Origin of the sequence: Pseudomonas sp. HD6515 (genome assembly GCF_024971855.1) — a bacterium.
GTDB lineage: Bacteria > Pseudomonadota > Gammaproteobacteria > Pseudomonadales > Pseudomonadaceae > Aquipseudomonas > Aquipseudomonas alloputida.
The window spans coordinates 2,480,410-2,499,654 of the sequence record NZ_CP079827.1 but is presented as its reverse complement, the minus strand read 5'-3'; the positions used below and the strand labels follow the sequence as shown (position 1 = coordinate 2,499,654).

General features: G+C 63.8%; 16 protein-coding genes. 1 reads left to right on the top strand and 15 read right to left on the bottom strand.

Annotation, left to right across the window (positions count from 1 at the left end):
• Positions 1-23: 23 nt before the first annotated feature.
• The 10 genes from alr to KW568_RS11450 form a co-directional block, all read right to left on the bottom strand.
• Positions 24-1,253: an alanine racemase gene (gene alr / locus KW568_RS11495; protein ID WP_004576440.1), complete on the bottom strand. Its 1,230-nt coding sequence runs from the start codon at positions 1,251-1,253 to the stop codon at positions 24-26.
• 34 nt (positions 1,254-1,287) lie between these two features.
• On the bottom strand, positions 1,288-2,895 hold the full coding sequence (locus KW568_RS11490; protein ID WP_004576439.1) for a 5-guanidino-2-oxopentanoate decarboxylase: 1,608 nt from the start codon (positions 2,893-2,895) through the stop codon (positions 1,288-1,290).
• Positions 2,888-5,005, bottom strand: a complete 2,118-nt coding sequence (locus tag KW568_RS11485) for an acetate--CoA ligase family protein (protein WP_004576438.1) — start codon at positions 5,003-5,005, stop codon at positions 2,888-2,890. The genes KW568_RS11490 and KW568_RS11485 overlap by 8 nt, the downstream gene beginning before the upstream one ends.
• A 17-nt stretch (positions 5,006-5,022) precedes the next feature.
• Positions 5,023-6,183: an acyl-CoA dehydrogenase family protein gene (locus tag KW568_RS11480; RefSeq protein WP_003256129.1), complete on the bottom strand. Its 1,161-nt coding sequence runs from the start codon at positions 6,181-6,183 to the stop codon at positions 5,023-5,025.
• 33 nt (positions 6,184-6,216) lie between these two features.
• A complete protein-coding gene (locus KW568_RS11475; RefSeq protein ID WP_004576437.1) occupies positions 6,217-7,011 on the bottom strand; it encodes an enoyl-CoA hydratase/isomerase family protein in 795 nt (264 codons plus the stop codon).
• A gap of 238 nt (positions 7,012-7,249) precedes the next feature.
• Positions 7,250-8,656, bottom strand: coding sequence for an amino acid permease (locus KW568_RS11470; RefSeq protein WP_003256132.1), 1,407 nt, complete (start codon positions 8,654-8,656; stop codon positions 7,250-7,252).
• Between the two features lie 196 nt (positions 8,657-8,852).
• Positions 8,853-11,105: an ATP-binding protein gene (locus KW568_RS11465; RefSeq protein ID WP_004576436.1), complete on the bottom strand. Its 2,253-nt coding sequence runs from the start codon at positions 11,103-11,105 to the stop codon at positions 8,853-8,855.
• Positions 11,102-11,884 (bottom strand): ABC transporter substrate-binding protein, encoded by a 783-nt coding sequence (locus KW568_RS11460; RefSeq protein ID WP_003256136.1) that lies wholly within the window; start codon positions 11,882-11,884, stop codon positions 11,102-11,104. Before KW568_RS11460 ends, KW568_RS11465 begins: the two co-directional genes overlap by 4 nt.
• Positions 11,881-12,597, bottom strand: coding sequence for a response regulator (locus tag KW568_RS11455; RefSeq protein WP_003256139.1), 717 nt, complete (start codon positions 12,595-12,597; stop codon positions 11,881-11,883). The genes KW568_RS11460 and KW568_RS11455 overlap by 4 nt, the downstream gene beginning before the upstream one ends.
• 73 nt (positions 12,598-12,670) lie before the next feature.
• The gene (locus KW568_RS11450) at positions 12,671-13,315 is read right to left on the bottom strand and encodes a TetR family transcriptional regulator C-terminal domain-containing protein (RefSeq protein WP_004576435.1); all 645 of its coding nucleotides are present in this window, start codon (positions 13,313-13,315) and stop codon (positions 12,671-12,673) included.
• Positions 13,316-13,431: 116 nt separating this feature from the next.
• On the opposite strand from KW568_RS11450, the gene KW568_RS11445 reads away from it, so the two are divergent.
• Entirely contained in the window at positions 13,432-14,178 is a 747-nt protein-coding gene (locus KW568_RS11445) for an enoyl-CoA hydratase-related protein (protein ID WP_004576434.1), read from the top strand.
• 72 nt (positions 14,179-14,250) lie between these two features.
• On the opposite strand, the gene KW568_RS11440 is transcribed toward KW568_RS11445, so the two are convergent.
• The 5 genes from KW568_RS11440 to tssF are packed head-to-tail and all read right to left on the bottom strand — an operon-like array spanning position 14,251 to position 19,231.
• Entirely contained in the window at positions 14,251-15,417 is a 1,167-nt protein-coding gene (locus KW568_RS11440; RefSeq protein WP_004576433.1) for an OmpA family protein, read from the bottom strand.
• Between the two features lie 21 nt (positions 15,418-15,438).
• Positions 15,439-15,879, bottom strand: a complete 441-nt coding sequence (tssE, locus tag KW568_RS11435) for a type VI secretion system baseplate subunit TssE (RefSeq protein WP_004576432.1) — start codon at positions 15,877-15,879, stop codon at positions 15,439-15,441.
• Positions 15,880-15,883: 4 nt separating this feature from the next.
• Positions 15,884-16,420 carry a type VI secretion system lipoprotein TssJ gene (gene tssJ, locus KW568_RS11430; RefSeq protein WP_004576431.1) on the bottom strand — a complete coding sequence of 179 codons (537 nt, stop codon included), beginning with the start codon at positions 16,418-16,420 and terminating at the stop codon, positions 15,884-15,886.
• Positions 16,401-17,498 carry a type VI secretion system baseplate subunit TssG gene (gene tssG / locus KW568_RS11425; protein ID WP_033726714.1) on the bottom strand — a complete coding sequence of 366 codons (1,098 nt, stop codon included), beginning with the start codon at positions 17,496-17,498 and terminating at the stop codon, positions 16,401-16,403. The genes tssJ and tssG overlap by 20 nt, the downstream gene beginning before the upstream one ends.
• Positions 17,462-19,231 (bottom strand): type VI secretion system baseplate subunit TssF, encoded by a 1,770-nt coding sequence (tssF, locus tag KW568_RS11420; RefSeq protein ID WP_004576429.1) that lies wholly within the window; start codon positions 19,229-19,231, stop codon positions 17,462-17,464. Before tssF ends, tssG begins: the two co-directional genes overlap by 37 nt.
• Positions 19,232-19,245: the final 14 nt, after the last annotated feature.

Here is a 19,245-nt window from a genome sequence, read left to right as displayed (position 1 = left end):
GCAATCTCCCTTCTTTGGCGGTTTCAGTCGACGAGGATCTTCGGGTTGGAACTGCCCCACACGGTGTACAGGTCGGCCAGCAACGCGCCGTTGATTTCTTCCATCTCGGCCTGGGTGATTTCGCCCCCGGCCTGCTTGCCGAACAGCACCACTTCGTTGCCCCCCTTCACGTCCGGGAAGTCGGTGACATCGACCATCAGCGTGTTCATCGACACCTTGCCCACCACCGGCACACGGTGGCCGTTGATCAGCACATGGCCCTTGTTGGTGAATACCCGGCGGTAGCCATCGGAGTACCCGACCGTAATGTTGGCCAGGCGCGAATCACGGGCCAGGGTGAAGGTGCGGTCATAGCCCACGGTGTTGCCAGCCGGATAGCTGTGCACCGCAGCCACGTGCGATTTGAACTGCATCGCACGCTTGTACTCGGTGCGCGCCGGCACGGTGTCACCGAACAGCGCGCCCCCTGTTCGTACCATGTCCAGGCGCGCTTCCGGCACCTCCAGCGTAGCGAACGAGTTGGCGGCGTGCAGGGTGAGCTTGCTGCGGTCGAGCTTCGCGTGCTTGATCAACCAGTCAGTCTGCTCGTTGAAGGCCGCCAGGCCCTTGCGGACATCGTCCTTGTCTTCCACGGCGAAGTGGGTCATCAGCGCGACCAGCTTGAGGTGCTTCTGGTCGGTGATCTGCAGCGCTTCGCCACGGCCGGACCAGGTGGCCATCTCCACCCCGTTGCGGCTCATGCCGCTGGAGTTGAGCGCCATGTGAATGCGCAAGGTCTTGCCATGGCGCGCGGCGATGGCATCGGCCTGGCGGGCAAATTCCGCGCTGCCCACCAGCTCTTCCATGTCGTACTGCAAGCCATCTTCCAGCTCGTTGAGGCTGGCCAGGCGTACCCGCACCAGTTGCCCGGTGAAGCCACTGGCGCGGACCACGCGGGCCTCCTCGTTGCTGGCCACCGCCACGCAGGGCACGCCCTGGGCGATGATCGATGGCATTACCAGGCCGATACCGTGGCCATAGGCATCGGCCTTGAGCACGGCGCACAGCTTGGACTTGCCGGCCAGCTCGGCCTGCAGCGTGCGGATGTTGTGCTGCAGGGCGCTGGCGCTGACTTCGACCCAGGCATTGCTGTTTTGCACGGTCAGGGCATTGGTACCGTTGTCCATCGACAGCGGGGGGGCGGCATACAGTGGGGCTTGGCCGGTGATCAGCAGGGCCAGGGATGCGGCCAGAAGTGTACGGCGAAATGGCATGTGGGTTTCTCTTGTTCTTTTGGTTGTTCGCGGCTTAACAGACGCAGGTGTGTTTGAGTTCGATGAAGGTCACGCCGGGTGTGGCGAAACCGCTGGCCAGGTCGGCCTGCAGCGCGCCCAGATCACGCGGCTGGCGCACCGCGCAACCAAAGGCACGGGCCAGGCCGATGAAGTCCGGATTACGCGGCAGCACGCCGACCGGCTCGATGTTCAGGCCGAGCATGTCATCGCGGATCTGCCCGAGGGCGTCGTTGTTCCACAGCAGCACCACCAACGGCCGGTCCAGTTCCTCTACAGCCGTGGCCAGCTCCTGGGCGGTATAAAGGAAACCGCCGTCGCCCACCAGCACCAGGCCTGGGCGATGGTCGGTGGCAAGCATGCCACCAATACCGGCTGGCAGGCCGTAGCCGAGTGTGCCGTAGCCGGTCGGATGCAGCCAGCTGCGCGGCGCCCGGCTGGCGAAGGCGTAGTTGCCGGTGTAGGCCAGTTGGGTCATGTCGCTGCTGATGAACGCATCGTCGGGCAGCACGGCGGCAATGCGGTCAAGAATCGCCTGATGGGTGGCCTGCAACGGTGCATGCCCATGACGAATGGCCTGGCGCAGGTTGCTCACCGCTTCGCTCGCCTGAGCAGGGTCTCGGTCGAGTGCTGGCAGGTGTTCGAGCAAGCCGGCCAGGGTTTGCCGGGCATCACCTTGCAAGGCAATGGCACAGGGGTAGAAGTCGTTGAACTTGCGCGGGTCGATGTCCACGCGCAGCAGCTCACCAGTGATCGGCAGGCGCTCGCGCCAGAAGTCGGTGTCGGCCATTTCGGTGCCCACGGCAAGCACCACATCAGCCTGGCTGATCAGTTGCCAGCCGGGTTCCACGCACAGGCTGGAACCGGCATTCAGGGGCGCCTGCGGCGGCAGCAGGCCCTTGCCGGCCACGCTGGTGAATACCGGTGCCGCCAGCCGGGCGCTCAACTGCGCAAGTTGTTCGGCCGCATGCAGCGCACCACCACCCGCGATGATCATCGGCCGCTCGGCCGCTGCCAGCTTCAGGGCAGCCTGGTCGAGGCTTTCGCGGCACGGCTGGCCACGCTCGGGGCGGCGCACCACCTCATCGCTCCAGTCACGGCTGACGGGTGCGGCCAGCACGTCCAGCGGCACCGAAATGTGCACCGGGCGCGGCCGTTCGCTTTCGAACACGGCCCAGGCGCGGGCGATCAGCTCGGGCAGGTCATCGCCACGCAACGCCACGGCCGAGAACGCGGTGATCGGCGCAGTCATGGCGCGCTGGTCCTGGGTTTCATGCAGGCAGCCCCAGCCCTTGCCCAGGCTGGCGGTGTGGTTGACGCTGGAAATCACCAGCATCGGCACCGAGTCGGCGTAGGCTTGGCCGATGGGGGTGGCGACGTTGGTCACGCCTGGGCCGGTAATGACGAAACACACCCCCGGCTTGCCACTGACCCGCGCATAGCCGTCGGCCATGAAGCCGGCGCCCTGCTCGTGGCGGGTCAGTACATGGCGAATGCCACTGCCCGGCAGGCCACGGTACAGCTCCAGGGTGTGCACCCCAGGGATGCCGAACACGGTCTCCACACCGTAGTTGGCCAACAACCGCACCAGCGCCTGGCCGGCTGTCAGGGTAAGGTCATTCATGTCGTTCTCCTTGCGCCTGGCCGAGGCGGATCAGCGCGTCGACCGCGGTGGTGCCATGGGCACCGACCATCAATGGGTTCACATCCAGCTCCAACAGCTGCCCGGCGTTTTCGCAGGCGTAGTCGGCCACCGCACGGATAGCTGCGACCAAGGCGTCGAGGTCGGCAGCCGGGCGGCCACGGAAGCCTTGCAGCAGGCTGGCACTGCGCAGCTTCAGCAGTGCGGCGCGGATGGCGCTGTCGGTGGTGGGCAACAACAGGCTGACACTGTCCTTGAGCAGTTCGACCAGCACGCCGCCGGCACCGATCACCAAGGCCAGGGCAAAGTCGTGTTCACGCTTGATGCCCACTATGAGCTCGGCCAAGGGCGGCTCGGCCATGGGCTCAAGCAGCACCTGATCAAACGCAACCTGCGGGGCGTAGTCAGCGATGCACTGGCGCATCTGCACCAGTGCAGCTTCCAGGGCGCGGGCATCGCGCAGGTTCAACGCCACAGCGCCAGCTTCGGTCTTGTGCGGCAACTGCGCGCTGACCGCCTTCAGTACCAAGGGGTAACCGACGCGGGCGGCGTCTGCCACGGCGCGTTCGGGCGCACTCAGCACGCCCGAAGGCACCGGCAGACCGAAGGCGCGCAGGGCCTGCTTGGATTGCCATTCGTCCAACAGTCGGCTTTCGCCCGTGAGGGCCTGGGGGCACAGCGGTACCCGCGCAGCCTCGCCCTGGTCCAGTAACCGCTGGCGGTTCTTTTGGTAAGCGACGATGCGCCCCCAGGCCGCCAGGCCGTCTTCCACGCCCTGCAGGGCAGCGATGCCCCGCGCATGCAGGCGCTCACGCGCACTGGCAGGCAACAGTTCCGGGAAAGCCGAGGTGACGAAGCCGATCTTGCCGTGGCGTTCAACGGCATCGCAGTACAGCCCCAGCAGCAGGTCACATTCCTTGCGCTCGCCGGTGAACGCCGCCGGGTAGTCCAGCACCAGCATCGCCGCGCCCGCGGCGCCGCTCAGGGTACTGTCGAGCATGCGTTGCAGGGCGGCCTCATCGCCCCAGATGGCTGTGGTGAAGTCCAGTGGGTTGACCAGGTTGGCATAGCCCGGCAACACCTCGGCCAGTGCCGCCACCTGCCCTTGCTCGAGCTTCGGCAGTTGCAGATCGTGGCGTTCGGCATAGTCGGCAATCAGGCCGGCATCGCCGCCTGAGCAGGCCAGCGCAATCAGCTCGCCATCTGCCGGCAAGCGTCCGCAGGCTGCGGCCTTGAGCGTTTCGACAAAGCTCACCGGGCCGCTGACGCGGATCACCCCCAGGCGCTGGAACAAGCTGTCGTACAACGCATCGGAGCCGGACAACGAGCTGGTGTGGCTGAGCGCCAGTTCAGCGCCGATCTGCGAAACGCCCGTCTTCAGGGCAATGATCGGCGTACCCTGCTGCAATGCCTTGTAGGCGGCGCGTGCAAAGCCCGGCACGTTCTTCAAGCCTTCCAGGTGCAGCCCGATGGCCGTTACCCGTGGGTCGTCGAGCAGCACATCCATCAGCTCGGCCACACCCAGTTGCGCCTGGTTGCCGACCGAGGCCATGTAGGCCACCGGCAGCGAGCGGTCGCTCATGGACAGGTTGTAGGCAAAGTTCCCGCTCTGGGTGAGGATCGCCACGCCCTTCTCCACCTGCTGGCCGCCATGGGCCACCGGCCAAAGGGCTGCACCGTGCAGGTAGTCGAGCAGGCCATAGCAGTTGGGGCCGAGCAGGGCCATGTTGCCGGCCGCAGCGAGCAGGCGCTGCTGCAACTGGCAGCCCTCTTCGCCGCTTTCGGCAAAGCCGGAGGCATAGCAGATGGCACCCCCGGCGCCACGCGCGGCCAGCTCGGCAACGCACTGCAACGTCAGCTCACGGTTGGTGGCGATGAACACCGCGTCCGGGGCGTAAGGCAAGTCGGCCACGCGGGCCACGCAAGGGATGCCTTCCAGGCTTTCATGCTGCGGGTTGACCAGCCACAGCTCACCGCCAAAGCCGCCTTCGGCGCAGCGCTTGAGCGCCCGCGCCATGCTGCGCCCGCCAACGAAGGCCAGGTGCCGGGGCGCCAGCAGGCGCTTGAGGTTGTCACGAATCGATTGCGACATGGGTGTTCTCCTGGCGCTCAGCGCAGCAGCGGGCGCAGCAGTTCGCGGGCGATGATGTGCCGCTGGATTTCCGAAGTACCCTCCCAGATGCGCTCGATACGCGCGTTGCGCCAAATGCGCTCAACCGGCCCTTCGTCCATCAGGCCCATGCCGCCGAAGATCTGCACGGCTTCGTCGGCGACCTTGCCCAGCACTTCGCTGGCAAACAGCTTGGCCATGCCGGCTTCACCGTCGGTCATGTTGCCCTGGTCCATCTTCCAGGCGGTGTGCAGGGTGAGCATCTCGGCCGCGCGGATCTGCGTGGCCATGTCGGCCAGCTTGAACGACACCCCCTGGTAGCTGCCGATGGCCTGGCCGAACTGCTTGCGGTCGGCGGCCCATTGCAGTGACAGGTCGAGGGCGCGCTGGGCCTGGCCCACGCAGTTGGCGGCGACCATCACCCGGCCGGCGGTAAGCCAGGCGTTGGCCACTTCCCAGCCCTTGCCGACTTCGCCCAGCACCTTGCTGGCCGGCACCCGGCAGTCGTCGAAGAACAGCTCGTAGGTGTGATAACCACGGTTGCTCACGCACTTGGGACCACGGCGGATGGTCATGCCCGGCGTACCCCGGTCGACCAGCAAGGCGGTGACCGCATTGCGCTTGCGCCCGTTGTGCTCGTAGGTGTCGGTGACCGCGAAGACGATGGCAAAATCGGCGTGGCCGGCGTGGCTGATGAAGTGCTTGCTGCCGTTGATGACAAAGTCATCGCCCTGGCGCACGGCGCGGGTCTTGATGGCGTTGGCATCGGAACCGGCACCCGGTTCGGTGAGGGCAAAGCAGTCGGTTTTCTCGCCCTGCACACAAGGCAGCAAGTAGTCGTTGATCTGCTCGTCCTTGCAGGCCATGAGGATTTTCGACGGCCGTGCAACGAAGACATGCAGCGCCCAGGACACCTTGGACAGCTCACGTTCGATCAGCGCCTGGGACAGGTAGTCCAGACCGCCCCCTCCCACTTCCTCGGGCATGTTGAAGGCATAAAAACCGGCTGCGATGGCCTTGCCACGGATCTGTGCGGCCAGTTCGGGTGACACGGCGTCGGCGCGGTCCACCGCTTCCTCATGGGGCAGCAGCTCCTTGGCAACAAAGCTGCGTACCGCTTCCACCAACATTTCTTGTTCTTGGGTCAGTTGGAAATTCATCTGCGAAGGTCCTGATGAGGGTCGGGTATCGGATTACTGGCCAGTAAAACGGGGGGCGCGGCGTTCAACCGAGGCTTGCAGGGCCTCGGCGCCATCCTGGCTGCGGCCGCACAGCAGGCCGGCGTGGCGCTCGGCCTCCAGCTGCTCGGCGAGGGTGCGCCGGGCGCCGTCGCGGATCAGCTGCTTGGTCTGCGCATAGGCGAACGTCGGGCCATTGGCCAGGCGCCCGGCCAACTCGGCCGCCACGGCGGGCAGTTGCTCGTCGGCGCAGACTTCGCTGACCAGCCCAGCCGCCAGGGCACGCTCGGCGCCCCACAGCTCGTCGAGAAACAGCAGGCGCTTGGCCTGCTCGCTGCCGATCAGCCGTGGCAGGTGCCAGCTGGCGCCGGCATCGGGGCTGTAGCCCATGCTGGTGTAGCCGGCCTTGAAGCGCGCCGAGGCGGCGGCGATGCGCAGGTCGCAGCACAGGCTGAGGTCCATGCCACCGCCCACGGCGGTGCCGTTGATGGCGGCGATGGTGGGTTTGTCGAGGCTGTGCAGGCGCAACATCAGGGCATGGGCAGTTTCGGTCCAGCCATAGCTTTCCAGGGTGCCGGCAGCTTCGGCGGCAGCCCATTCGGCCAGGTCGGCGCCAGCGCAGAAGCTGCGGCCGCTGCCGGTCAGCACCACCACGCGTACGGCGGGGTCGTCGGCATGGCTGTCGAGCAAGGCGTGCAGTTGCTTGAGGGTGGGAATGTCCAGCGCGTTGCGCTGCTCGGGGCGGTTGAGGGTGATCCAGGCAACGCCAGCTTCGACCTTGCTCAACAGTGGCGACGACGGGGTAGTCATGGGGGCCTCGGTGTTGTTGTGATGGTTTTGGAGGGCTTGACGAGGAAGATACTAAACGAGTGTTCAACAAGACGGGATGGGCTGTTACAACTTCGCACAACTCGGTGTTTGGCGTTACACAAGGGCGTTCGTCGTGACGGCTTTATGGCCTGTGAGATCGCGCGCCGCGCGGGCGGTGCTCGATCTCACAGGTGCTGAACATGCAGCGATTGACACCCGCCGGCGACGAGCTGCGGTGTCAAACCCCTGGTGCGCTGGGTGCGAAGGCCCCCTGCCGGCGGCGGTTGACGAAGAAGTACGCCGCGTAGCATAGGGCAATGAAGCCAAAGCCCCAGTACAGCGACGGTCGTTGGGTTTCATCCAGCGCCAGGAACACGAACAGCGAGCTGCACAGGGTGATGCACAGCAGCGGCACCAGCGGGTACAGCGGCGCCTTGTACTTCAGGTCCTGCAGTTGCCCGCCGTCGCGCAGCCAGGCCTTGCGGAAGCGGTACTGCGCCAGGGCGATGACGATCCAGGTCACGGTGCCGGACATACCGCTTACCGCCATCAGCACCATGAACAGCGTGTCAGCCGCAACGAAGCTGGTCATCAGCGAAATCAGCGCAAAGCACAGGGTGATGCTCAGCGCCCGCAGCGGCACGCCACGCTTGCTCAGCGGCGACAGGCTTTTCGGTGCCATGCCAGTCTTGGACATGGCCCAGAGGATGCGCGTGGAGGCATACAACCCAGAGTTACCCACCGAGAGGATGGCCGTGAGGATGACGAAGTTCATCAAGTCGGCGGCGTAAGGGATGCCGACCATGTCGAACACCTGCACGAACGGGCTTTCCATCAGCCCGGCCTGCTCGTGCGGCACAATGGCCGACAGCACGGCAATCGCCAGCACATAGAAGATCAGCACGCGGAACACCACATTGCGCACCGCCCGCGGGATGCTTTTTTCCGGGTGCTCGGTCTCACCAGCCGCCACCCCCATGATTTCGCAACCCTGGAAGGCATAGACCACGGTCATCATCACCGCGAACACTGCCGACAGGCCGTGGGGGAACAGCGACTCGCCCACCAGGTTGTTCAGCATCGGTGCGGGTGCCCCGCTGCTCAGGGGGATGGCACCGAAGATCACCAGCAGGCCAATGACGATGAAGCCGAGGATGGTTGCCACCTTGATGCCCGAGAACCAGTACTCGGCCTCGCCAAAGGCACGCGTGGCCAGGGCGTTGAGGCCGAACAGCACCACCACGAACAGCGCCGACCAGTACCAGATCGGCACCTCCGGGAACCAGCGGGTCATCAGCATGCCGGCAGCGGTGAACTCCAGGCCTACGGTGGTGGCCCAGCTCATCCAGTACACCCAGCCGATCATGAAGCCGGTGGCCGGGCCAATGTACTTGGTGGCGTGGGCCTGGAACGAACCGGACACCGGCATCTGCACCGACAGCTCACCCAGGCAGACCATCACCAGGTACATCAGCAAGCCCGCGACCAGGTAAGCCAGGATCGCGCCCACCGGCCCACCCTGATTGATGGTTACGCCCGAGCCCATGAACAGGCCGGTTCCAATAACCCCACCCAGCGACAGCATGAAGATGTGTCGGCTTTTCAGGGCGCGGGTGAGCTGGATCTTTTCAACGTTGTCAGTCATGGCGCACCTCACCATTGCGGCAGGTACGTGTGGCGATGCGAATGAGGGGCTGAGTGCTACGGCATGTCATTATTCTTGTCTCCAATAAGCCTCATGGACCGCGTGCAACACGGTTGCCATGGATTATTGGAAACGGATGTAAGGTGCCGTTGTACGAACGGATCGAAGATGTAAAAAGTCGTAAGTTTTTTGTACGTCAGCTCTGAATCAGCTGTTCCAGGGTCGCACGGGCCTGGCCGAGCTGGCTTGCCAGTGGCTCGGCCAGTGCGTTCAGCGCCTGCCCATCATGCTGGCGGGCTGCGTCTTCCAGGCGTCGCAACAGCGCAGCCAGGCCAGAAAAACCCAGGGAGTCGCAACTGCCGGCCAGGCGATGGGCCAGGTGCAGCACCTCGGTAAAGTCCTGGGCTGGCAGCGCCTCGGCCAACGCCGTGGCGTGCTGCTCCAGTGACTGGCGCAACACATTCAGCAGGCCCTGCAGCTTCTGCTCGCCCAGCAGCGAGCGGTGGGTGGCCAGCAGCGACCAGTCCATGTTTGCGTCAATACCGGCCTCTTCAGTCGGCGTTGCGTCGGCCAGCGCCTGGCGCAGGTTGGCCAGCCGCAGGGGCTTGGCCAGCACACCTTGCATGCCGGCTTCCAGGTAATCCGACAGTTGCCCCGGTTGCACGCCAGCGGTCAGCGCCACTATCCGGCTGTGGTGGTTAGGCCCGGGGGTGGCGCGAAGCTGCCGGCACAGTTCCACCCCGCTCATGCCGGGCAGGTGAACGTCCAGCAGGATCAGGTCGAAGCGCCGCTGTGCGCACAACTGCAGGGCCTGCCCGGCATCCTCGGCAAAGCTCACCCGGTGGCCATCGCGCACCAGCAGGCCGCTCGCCACCTCACGGTTCAGCGCGACGTCCTCGACCACCAGGATATCCAGGCTGGCGCTGACCGACTGGGCCGGGGTATTGGCCGCAACCGGCTGCCCAAGGGCGATGTCGAGTTCGAACCAGAAGCAGCTGCCCTGCCCTTGTACACTGTCCAGGCCAATGCAGCCCCCCAGCTTTTCCACCAGGTGCTTGCAGATCGCCAGTCCCAGACCGGTGCCGCCGTAGCGGCGTGCCACGGCCTCGCTGGCCTGGACGAAGCGGTCGAAGATTTTTGCCTGTACGGCCGGCTCGATGCCGATGCCATTGTCACTGACCGACACCCGCAGGCGCTGCGTGGTCGCCTCGCTGACCAGCACCTGCACCTTGAGCCGCACCTGGCCGTGCTCGGTGAATTTGATGGCATTGGCCAGCAGGTTGCTGAGCACCTGACGCAGGTACTGCTCGGCGCCGTGCTGGTAACCGGCTAATTGCTCATCAATCTCCAGATGCAGTGTGTCGCCGTTGTCCGCGGCCATGGGTTCGAGCAGCGCCAGCACTTCCTGGCACAACTGGCGCAGCGAAAAGCCGACCAGCTCGGCGCGGCTCTCACCTTCTTCGAGCCGGGCGAAATACAGCACTTCGTTGAGAATCGCCAACAGCCCCTCGCCGGCCTTGTACAAGGCTTCCAGGCGCTGACGGTCGGCCGCTTCCAGCCGGCCACCGCGTAGCAGCTCGGCCATGCCCAGGATACCGTTGAGCGGGGTGCGCAGTTCGTGGCTCATGGTCGCCAGGAAGCGTGACTTGGCCAGGTTGGCGGCCTCGGCGTCATCCTTGGCCCGGGCCAGGCTGGCGGTACGTCGTTCGACCATGGCCTGCAGTTCGTCGCGCTTGTCTTGCAACGCCAGGCGGTCGCGCTCGCGGCGTTCAATGTCGCTGAGGATGGCGCGGCGCATATCGTCCAGGGCATTGGCCACCGTGTCGATCTCGTCAGGGCGCGATGAACGGCGGCGCCCCAGGCGCAACGGTTCCTGCCATTGGCCGGCGCCAATACGCCGGGCGAACTCGGCCATCACTTGCAGATGGCGGGTGACCAGGCGATAGAACAGCCCCGACAGCGCCACTGCCAGGCCACACAGGAACACGCCCATCCACAGCAGGCTGGCAAGGCCGGTGGCATACAACCTATGGTGCACCGCACCCAAGTCGATACTCACTTCAAGCTCACCCAGGTGCCTGGCGGGGCCCGAGGGGGGCTGATAATCCAGGGGGAAGCGCTCGATGCGCAGCGGCCCCTTGGGTTCGGCCTCCCCTCGCAGCAGTTGAAAATCGTCGCTAACCAAGCGCACCCGGGCCACGTCGGAAAAATCCACCAGGCCGCGCAATTGCGTATCCAGCTGCGCCTCGTCCAAGTCCCACAGGCTGCGCTCCAGGCTGGCGAGGTAGCCTACGCGGATCAACGCCATGCGCGCCTCGATGTCGCGCATCTCGCGGCGGTATTCAAAATACAGCTGCACGCTACTGGCCAGTACGGTAAAGCACAGGCTGAACAACAGGATGAACCGCAGCAGGCGGCGCAGCAGGCCATCGGTGTGCAGGCGAATCATCGGGCATCTGCCGGCAGGTTGATCATGTCGCGGTAGGTGACCTCGCTCTGCTCCAGCCAGCGCGCGATCTCGCCAGCCTGGTTCATGCGCCGCAACTGCGCGTCGATTTCGTCCATGTGCTGGCTCAGGGGTGATTGCCGCGATACGGCTACCCGCAGGTAGTCCACGCTCAGCGCGCTGGGCAATACGCGGATGTCCTGCGCGCCGGGCAGGTGCTCGATGAACAGTTGGCCGGTACGCCGCTCCTGGATCACGTAGTCGATGCGCCCGCGGATCAGCTTGCCGAAGTTCTGCTGGCTGGAAGACACCCGCTCGATGTTCTGATGCCGGGCGACGAAGCGGTCGAATTCGGCGCCGTAGCTTTCGCCGTACAACAGGCCGCCACGGTAACCCGCCAGGTCCTCCAACTGCTGGAACTGCACCGGTCGCTTGCGGTTGTAGAACACGGCCACTTCCTCGCGCACCACCGGCTCCGTGGAAAAACGCATGCGCTGATCACGCTGGTCGCTGTTGTAGGCCAGGACCACGTCCACCCGCCCGGCGGCGGCGTCCATCAGGCAGCGCTTCCAGTTGCCCAGCACCACGGTTTGCACCTCGTAGCCCATGCGCGCGAACAGTTCACGCACCACGGTTGGGGCCAGGCCGCGCACCTGGTGGCCGTCGCTCCAGGAAATGGGCGGGTACACCGGGTAGTCACAGTAACGCACGGGCTCACTGGCACTGGCGTGCAGGGTGGGCAACGTCAAGGCCAGCGCCAACTGCCAGGCGCGAGGAATCATGCTGCCACGCTGGCGGTGAACAGGTAGCCGGTGCCGTGAATGGTGATGATCAACTGCGGTTCGGCCGGGTCGTCATGCAGCTTGCGCCGCAGGCGGCCGACCAGCACGTCGATGGAACGGTCGTTGGGCACCCACTCGCGGTTGCGAATCTGGTCCATCAACTGGTCGCGGCTGAGGGTGTGGCCGCTGTTGCGCAGGAACACGCTGAGCAACTGGAACTCGCCGTGGGTCAGCAGGGTTTGCCCGCCACGGGCGTCGATCAGGCGCCGGCGGTCGGTATCCAGCGCCCAGTCGGCGAACTGCTTCAGCGATTGCGCGCAGGCCGGGGCGGGGTGCGCCTCGCGGGCATGGCGCACGCGGCGGATCAGGTTTTTCGCCCGGGACACCAGCTCGCGGGGGTTGAGTGGTTTGATCACGTAGTCATCTGCACCGCATTCCAGGCCAACGATGCGGTCTATGTCGTCATTGCGCCCGGTGACGAGGATGATGCCAACCTCCGAGCGCACCCGCAGTTCGCGGGTCAGGGTGAGGCCGTCCTTGCCGGGCAGGCGGATGTCCAGCAGCACCAGGTCGACATCCTGGCTGGCAAGCAGGGCTTCGGCCCTTTCCGCAGTGTCGGCGCAGTGTACGTCGTAGCCCTCCTGGGACAGGTAGGCCTGCAGCAAGTCACGAATAAGCGGATCGTCATCGACGATCAATACCCGAGGCGTCATTGCGTGTTGTCTCTTTTTATTGGTGTTGTTCTACACACTCGCGACAGCAGCGTACTCGTTACTGAACAGGTGATCAACAGCCCTCGGACAGGCTGAAGCGCCTCCGGCCACCGGCCTGCAGGCCGTCGACCCAGGCCTCGCAGATGATCACGCCCTGCTCGGGGGTGAAGGTGCCGGGGTTCAGGCCCGACTCCAGCCACAGGCCGTCGAGCAAGGCGCTCAGGCTGATGGCCGCCAGGTCGGCATCGAAGCCCTGCCAGCCCTCCTCCTCGGCCAGTCTGGCCAGTAGCCGGCCAAGTTCGTTGCGGTACTCGCCATAGGAGTGGTCGTGCACCTGGTTGATCGCGTCGGCGGTCTTCACCGCGCCCCAGAAGGCCAGCCAGGCATCGAGCAATTGCGGGTCGAGCAGCTCGGCGCAGAACGAGGCACGGAAGAACGCGGACAGCCGCTCGCGGGCATTGGGCGCGGCCTGGGCCATGGCCTCACGCAACAGGCCCATCACCCGACCGGTGACGGCCATGTAAGCCTCTGCCACCAGTTCGTCCTTGCCCGCGTAATGGTGGCTGATCAGCCCGACCGAGACCCCGGCCTCGGCCGAGATCTTGCGGATCGAAGCCCCCTGGAAACCATGGCGTTTGAGGCACACCAGGGTCGCCTCGACCAGGTTGGCTTTGCGCAGTTCCGGCAGCATGCGGTGGTAGCGGGCTTCCTGAGTCATCGGTGGGTCTCTGGTTAGGGGCTGGACTGAACGACTGTACAACAAGCCGGACTGCGTGATAAACCCTAAGCGCCACTGCCCGGCAGGGCCCCCTCACAACAACAAAAGCGGCTGCCATGAACGACCTGATCACACGCGAGCTGGACCAAGGCCTGCTGACCCTGGCCTTCAACCGCCCCGACAAGCTCAATGCCCTGAACACTGCCATGTACCAGCTGCTGGGCGACCTGTTGCTGGCGGCAAGTGAAGACCCCGCTGTCGATGCCATCATCATCACCGGTGGGCCGCACTGCTTCAGCGCTGGCAACGACCTTCGCGACTTCCTCGACAACCCGCCCAGCGACCTGGACAGCCCGGTGTTCCGCCTGATGCGGGTGGTCATGGGCCTGGACAAGCCGCTGATCGCAGCGGTCAGTGGTGCGGCGATCGGCATCGGGGCCACCCTGTTGCTGCACTGCGACCAGGTGCTGGTCAGCCGCTCGACCAAGCTGCGCATGCCTTTCGCGCCGCTGGGTGTGTGCCCGGAGTTTGGTTCCAGCCTGCTGCTACCGCGTGTGCTTGGCCAGGCCAGGGCGGCACGCTTGCTGCTGACCAATGCATTGCTGGATGGCGAACAGATGCTGGCCTGGGGGCTGGCCAATGAGCTGCATGAAAACGGCGAACAGTGCCTGGACGCTGCCCGCACGCTGGCGCGGCAGCTGCAAGGCTACCCGCAGGCGGCACTGCGGATCAGCAAGCGGCTGCTCAAGGACAGCCAGCGGGCGGAGCTGGAGGCCACGGTGGCGCGGGAAAGCCGACTGTTCATCGAGTGCTTGCGTACTGAAGAAGCGCGGGCAGTGCTGCGAGGGCTGATCAAGGATTGAAAGGGTGACTCGACCCTTTCGCGGCACAAGACCGCGCTGAAAGGGAGCGGCGGCATCGACGGGATATTGGGGTTAGATGCTATCGCTACGCGGCTCAACGCGAATGTCATCGCTCTCCCCCCCGCACGCACTGCTCTGCGGCAATAGCCGGATGTCCACACGACGATTCTCCGCCCGCCCATCGAATGTGTGGTTGCTGCTGACCGGCTGGCTGGCCGCGACACCTTGAACAGCAAAACAACTGTCCGGGATATCCCCCATCCGTTGCATCCAGTCGCGCACGGCTGAAGCACGGGCACGGGACAGGTCGAGATTCTTGGCCGCGTCACCCCGTGCATCCGCATGCCCGGAGATAACAATCAGCCAACCCGGTTGAGCCTTGATGCCAACCAGTGCGTTTATCAGCAGTTTGGTTGAACCGGGCTTCAGTTCGGCACTGCCCGGATCAAACAGATTCAGACTGTCGAGTTGGATCGGCTCAGGCGTGGGCGGCTCTTTGACTTGCCTGGATGCCCATTCTTGCCAGCCCAGCCACCCCACAAAGACACTGGTGACCGTCAGTGTCAGCAACCACGGCAACACCGCGCGTTTCTGCGCCGCTGGTTCAACTACAAAGGTGTAAGTCGGTGGTGCTGAGACAACCGCAGCGATCGGAGGGCTAAGCGCTGGCTCGGCTGGTGATGCCCATGGTTGCAACGGAAGCGGCATCGGCACGTCCCTGCTTCCCGACATCCGCTGCATCACGCTACTGATCTGCTGTCGAAACACCTTCAGCGAAGCCAAGGAAGCATGGCCAAGCCGCTCCAAACGGTGCTCAAGCCGCCCCAGCTCAACGATCAGTTCCCTCAGCGTCGCCAGACTCGATCCGCCCCATTCCAGCATTCGAACCAGGGGATGTAGCTGAGCAAACAACCAGGCGATGAGCTCGATCCGAGCTGAAGCCTGCACCGGCCACAAGCGCGGCCACTCGTCCGTGAGAGTGGCGAGCAATGCCACCCCCTCGGTCAAACCAGCGAGCCCCGTACGGTAGCTACGCGCCAGGATAAAGGACACTGCGGTCTGCAGCTCCACCCCGTTCCGTTCGAAGAGCCTCAAGCACAACGCTTCAACTTTTGCCCAGTCAACGTCAGGACACGCAGGATGATCAAGCTTGGCCAACTCGCCGCGCAACACGTTGAACTCATCAAAACTGCCTGGGTCGCCGCCCAAGCGAATCCGCATTTCAAAAAGCGCCGTCATCTGGCCTCCTTGTCCGTAGGTCTATAGCTTGGCGAGATAGCCTTCCTGTTTCAGGTGACGTACAACCACCCTCCCGTCAGGTGCAAGCGTGGTCCCAAAGGTGGCGCGGCCACCGCCCTTGATGCGTACATCGAGTGCGTATTCCAAATGGCCGGGCCGTCGCTGCGGCACCAGCTCGATGCGTACTTCTGCGAGCCGCGGCTCATACCTGCGCAACGTGCTCACGATGTCATTCATCAAACCATGGGCCGAGGCCGGCAACCCTTGAAGAACCGTGCCCATATCCGGCAAGCCATAGTCCGGCAGATGCGCGAGTGTGCCGGCCCGGCTGTTTAGAATGCGCTGAAGGTTGTCCAGAACCGAAAGCGTCAGTTGATCATCATCACTGACCCGATCCAGCTCCAACTCGCCACTGAAATTCTGCAGCAGCGTTTCGTAAAGCGAAGGGCTTGGTTCGATCATGTGCTCAGTCCTCGCTGCGCGGCCGCAACTTCAAGCGGTTATCACCCAACTCGACAACCCTGGGCTGGTCCGGATCGAGGTCATCACGCTGCAAGGTCAAACGCCACGCGTCTTGCTCCATGTCCGGATTTCGGAACAACGCAATCACGGCAATGTACTGAGCCTCCCTATGCAAAGGCGTGCTGAGCTGAGCCGCCTCACCAGGTTTGACCACTACGGCTTTTTCGCTCAACAGGTCGCCCCCCAGCACGCGCTCGCCGTGGCTGACCAGATCGTCGTAAGTTGCCTTGTCCAGAGCCTTGTGATCCCGCAACTGGTAGACACGCACCAGCACCGAAACGGACAACCCACTCATCTCCATGCTGTCGGTATTCATCGCTGACCGGCCGGTGAAATCCAGATGCAATGTTTTGACTTGCTTGTAGAAAACCGCACGGGCCGTGGAAGCCGTACCCTCCACAACCTTCTGGGTGAGGCCGCAGCCGCCCAGCAGTGTCACCAGCGCCACGACCGTGAAGCGTTTAGAAGCGGTACGCCACATGCGATACCTCCCTGTCGCAAGGATTCAGTTGTAGGCCTTGATAGCGGCCCAGGTTGACTGTGATGGTGTCGGTGTTGGCTGTAGCCTCTTCACCGGTCGGCAACCCCAGTACTGCCGTCATTCCCAACCTGACTTGCGCACGGCCCAGTACCGGCACGGGCAGCAGACGCAGCGGAATCGACAGCTGTAGCTTGGCCGTACAGCGCCACCCCAGGTACACCTCCAGCAGCACCCGCAAGTCGAGCAGCAACTGCCCCCCAGGAAGCCACTCGCGCGCCTCTTCCGGATCATTGGTGTGCAGCAACAGGCGCAACTGGCTGTTCGCATCCGTTCCGACAGCGCCTAGCGGCATGCCTTGGGAAAGACTTACCGGGCTTTTCGTTTCCAGGCTGGCTGGTCGCTCAAGCACGACACGTTGCGGCCAATGCCCGGTGACATGTGCCTCCGTGCTCGGCGCCAGCAGCTTGACCAACGCGCCAATGCCCTCAGCGTTGCGGGTCGGCAAGCGCATCACGCTGAGCAATGCCAAAAAGCGAGACATGGGCGTGGCGATACGCTCGGCAGTACCGGGTACTCCAAGGCCGATCAAGCCCAACAGGCACTGTGAAGTCGCATCGCTACCGCCCGCCTCAAAGGTGGCGGGATACGAGTATTTGCGCCAGATCCGATAGAACTGGGTGAATACCCGGTGGTTGAAGATATCGAGAAACGCCTCTACAGCTTCGTGGCCCTCACGGCGCTGGGCGATGTCGTCCAGGTAGGCCGTTGGCAGCGGCGAATCGACACCATACAAACCAAGTAGCCGCGTTCGTATCGTAATAGGGCGTTCGGGACAGGCGTCGTCGAACTCTATGGCCTTCAGCTCACTGGCGGGAAAGCCCATGCCTGGGTCGGGCCGAAAGCGGACCCCGTCATCAACCGGGTGTGCGGTACTGCCCAGCGGTGGGTGATCGACCAGTACCTGCTCGAGCAACTGGCAGACGCGATACACGTTGGCCGAGGCAACCTGCCCCTCCAGCACCTGCAAAAGCCCTTCTGCCTTCAGCCTGGAATACGCTGACTGTGATGTTCGCTCCATCGCAGGCACCTCCCCGTCGGTTGCAGGATCAACGTCAGTTGCGTGCACAAGTGAATGTCGGCATACAGCGCGAAGAACCGGCTGAGCATTTCACCGAACAGGCAGATGTCCCCCTCCCCCGAAAAACCATTGCTGTCGAGCGTCACCTCGATATCCACGCCGCGCAGCAAGAACCCTTTTTCGAACCGCTGGATAAGGTGATGCTTGACCTCAACGATGGCCTCCAAGCGACGGCGATTGGTTTCGCTACCCGTCCACTCGTACAACGCCAGCGTGCCACGCAGCACTTCAGCACTATTGAGCATGGGCAAGAAGTTCGAGCCCAGGTGGCTCAGTACCCGCCAGTGGAACCGGTCACGATTCGGCGGATAACATGGCAGCGTGGGTGAGGTCAGGTTGCGCACCTGCAGCCCCGCCTGGGTGGATTGCGAGGCCGCGTCGAGCAATGTACTGCGCAGGGCCTTGCGCGGCAGTTGGCCATTGGTCCCGGTAAGGCGCAGTGACAGGCTTTTGCGCTTGAGCAGCACATCCTTGTCAAAGCCTTCCCCGCCCAGGATCAGCCAGGTGTCATGAAGACCATTGGCGCCCTGCCTGAGGCGGGTATGAAAATACCGCTCGGGGGCTTCATCGCGGAGCATGCCACCCTTGTGGCGAAAGCTGCTGAAAGGCACGTAGTCCTGACGGACACTGTTCTTGGAACCGGACACCCTGTCCACGGAATAGATTTCCGTGTGCCCGTCCTGCAGCCGCATCGGGCGAAGCAGGTACTCGTTCTGCAGCGGGTCCAGGTTGAGCGGGTCCGCATCCAGCGGGAACAAATTGATCACGGGGACCGCGTGTAAACGGATGTGCTCCTCGTTGGGCGTGAAGACATGCGACCATGCTTCACACAGCACGACATCAAGCTCGAACCAAGTAGCGCCCAGTGGCAATGACAACGACTCCAAACCGCACAGCGTCACGAACATGAATTTCTCGCGGAAGGTGAAGTACTCAAGCAGCAGCTGGTAGCCGCTGAACGCACTATCACCTTTGGGCCAAAGACGGTCATCATCGGCGAAGCCCTTGGGCTTGAAATGGCCTTCAAGTGTTTGGCGTTCTGCCTCGCCCGGCATACGCACATATAACGCCTGTACCTTCAAAGTCAGTGCTTGATGCAGTGCACTGGCCAATGCGGCATCGGCGTTCAGGTACAGCGGTATCTGAGCAAGATCCAGCCGGCTCCAATCTGCCATTTCCCCGCACAAGAAACGCAAACGCAGCACCGCGCGCCCATCAGGCTCGTGATCAAGACGCACGGTGTCGAGCGTGAGCGGCTGAAGCGGCAGGTCCTGTGTCGTGGAGTAGCGGCAGCGGGTACGTTGCGGACCCACTGGCTGAGACAACACCTGAAACCCCCTGGCAATGGATTCGGTGCCTTTCATCTGGCTGACATCAGGCATGAGCTCAACGATTGCCAGCGAGGGGATGGTGCGCAGGTAGTGCGGCCACAGCAGGCTGACCAGCCCTTCGGTCAGTTCGGGCAAATCGTCGTCCAGTTTTTCGCGCAGGCGCCCCATCAAGAACGCGAAGCCTTCGAACAGGCGCTCCACATAGGGGTCCTGCGCCCCAGGTTTATTCAGGTTCAGCTGCGCCGCGCGGTCCGGAAACGCCTGGGCAAATTCTTTACCAGCTTCACGCAGGTAGCGCATCTCGGCATCAAAGTACCGTAGGGTTGGGTTGTCCTTGCTCAAAACAGGATCCTGAT

Bases quoted from the DNA above. Each gene is read 5' to 3' on its own strand.
- alr (WP_004576440.1), bottom strand. From the start codon at position 1,253: ATGCCATTTCGCCGTACACTTCTGGCCGCATCCCTGGCCCTGCTGATC.
- KW568_RS11490 (WP_004576439.1), bottom strand. From the start codon at position 2,895: ATGAATGACCTTACCCTGACAGCCGGCCAGGCGCTGGTGCGGTTGTTG.
- KW568_RS11485 (WP_004576438.1), bottom strand. From the start codon at position 5,005: ATGTCGCAATCGATTCGTGACAACCTCAAGCGCCTGCTGGCGCCCCGG.
- KW568_RS11480 (WP_003256129.1), bottom strand. From the start codon at position 6,183: ATGAATTTCCAACTGACCCAAGAACAAGAAATGTTGGTGGAAGCGGTA.
- KW568_RS11475 (WP_004576437.1), bottom strand. From the start codon at position 7,011: ATGACTACCCCGTCGTCGCCACTGTTGAGCAAGGTCGAAGCTGGCGTT.
- KW568_RS11470 (WP_003256132.1), bottom strand. From the start codon at position 8,656: ATGACTGACAACGTTGAAAAGATCCAGCTCACCCGCGCCCTGAAAAGC.
- KW568_RS11465 (WP_004576436.1), bottom strand. From the start codon at position 11,105: ATGATTCGCCTGCACACCGATGGCCTGCTGCGCCGCCTGCTGCGGTTC.
- KW568_RS11460 (WP_003256136.1), bottom strand. From the start codon at position 11,884: ATGATTCCTCGCGCCTGGCAGTTGGCGCTGGCCTTGACGTTGCCCACC.
- KW568_RS11455 (WP_003256139.1), bottom strand. From the start codon at position 12,597: ATGACGCCTCGGGTATTGATCGTCGATGACGATCCGCTTATTCGTGAC.
- KW568_RS11450 (WP_004576435.1), bottom strand. From the start codon at position 13,315: ATGACTCAGGAAGCCCGCTACCACCGCATGCTGCCGGAACTGCGCAAA.
- KW568_RS11445 (WP_004576434.1), top strand. From the start codon at position 13,432: ATGAACGACCTGATCACACGCGAGCTGGACCAAGGCCTGCTGACCCTG.
- KW568_RS11440 (WP_004576433.1), bottom strand. From the start codon at position 15,417: ATGACGGCGCTTTTTGAAATGCGGATTCGCTTGGGCGGCGACCCAGGC.
- tssE (WP_004576432.1), bottom strand. From the start codon at position 15,879: ATGATCGAACCAAGCCCTTCGCTTTACGAAACGCTGCTGCAGAATTTC.
- tssJ (WP_004576431.1), bottom strand. From the start codon at position 16,420: ATGTGGCGTACCGCTTCTAAACGCTTCACGGTCGTGGCGCTGGTGACA.
- tssG (WP_033726714.1), bottom strand. From the start codon at position 17,498: ATGGAGCGAACATCACAGTCAGCGTATTCCAGGCTGAAGGCAGAAGGG.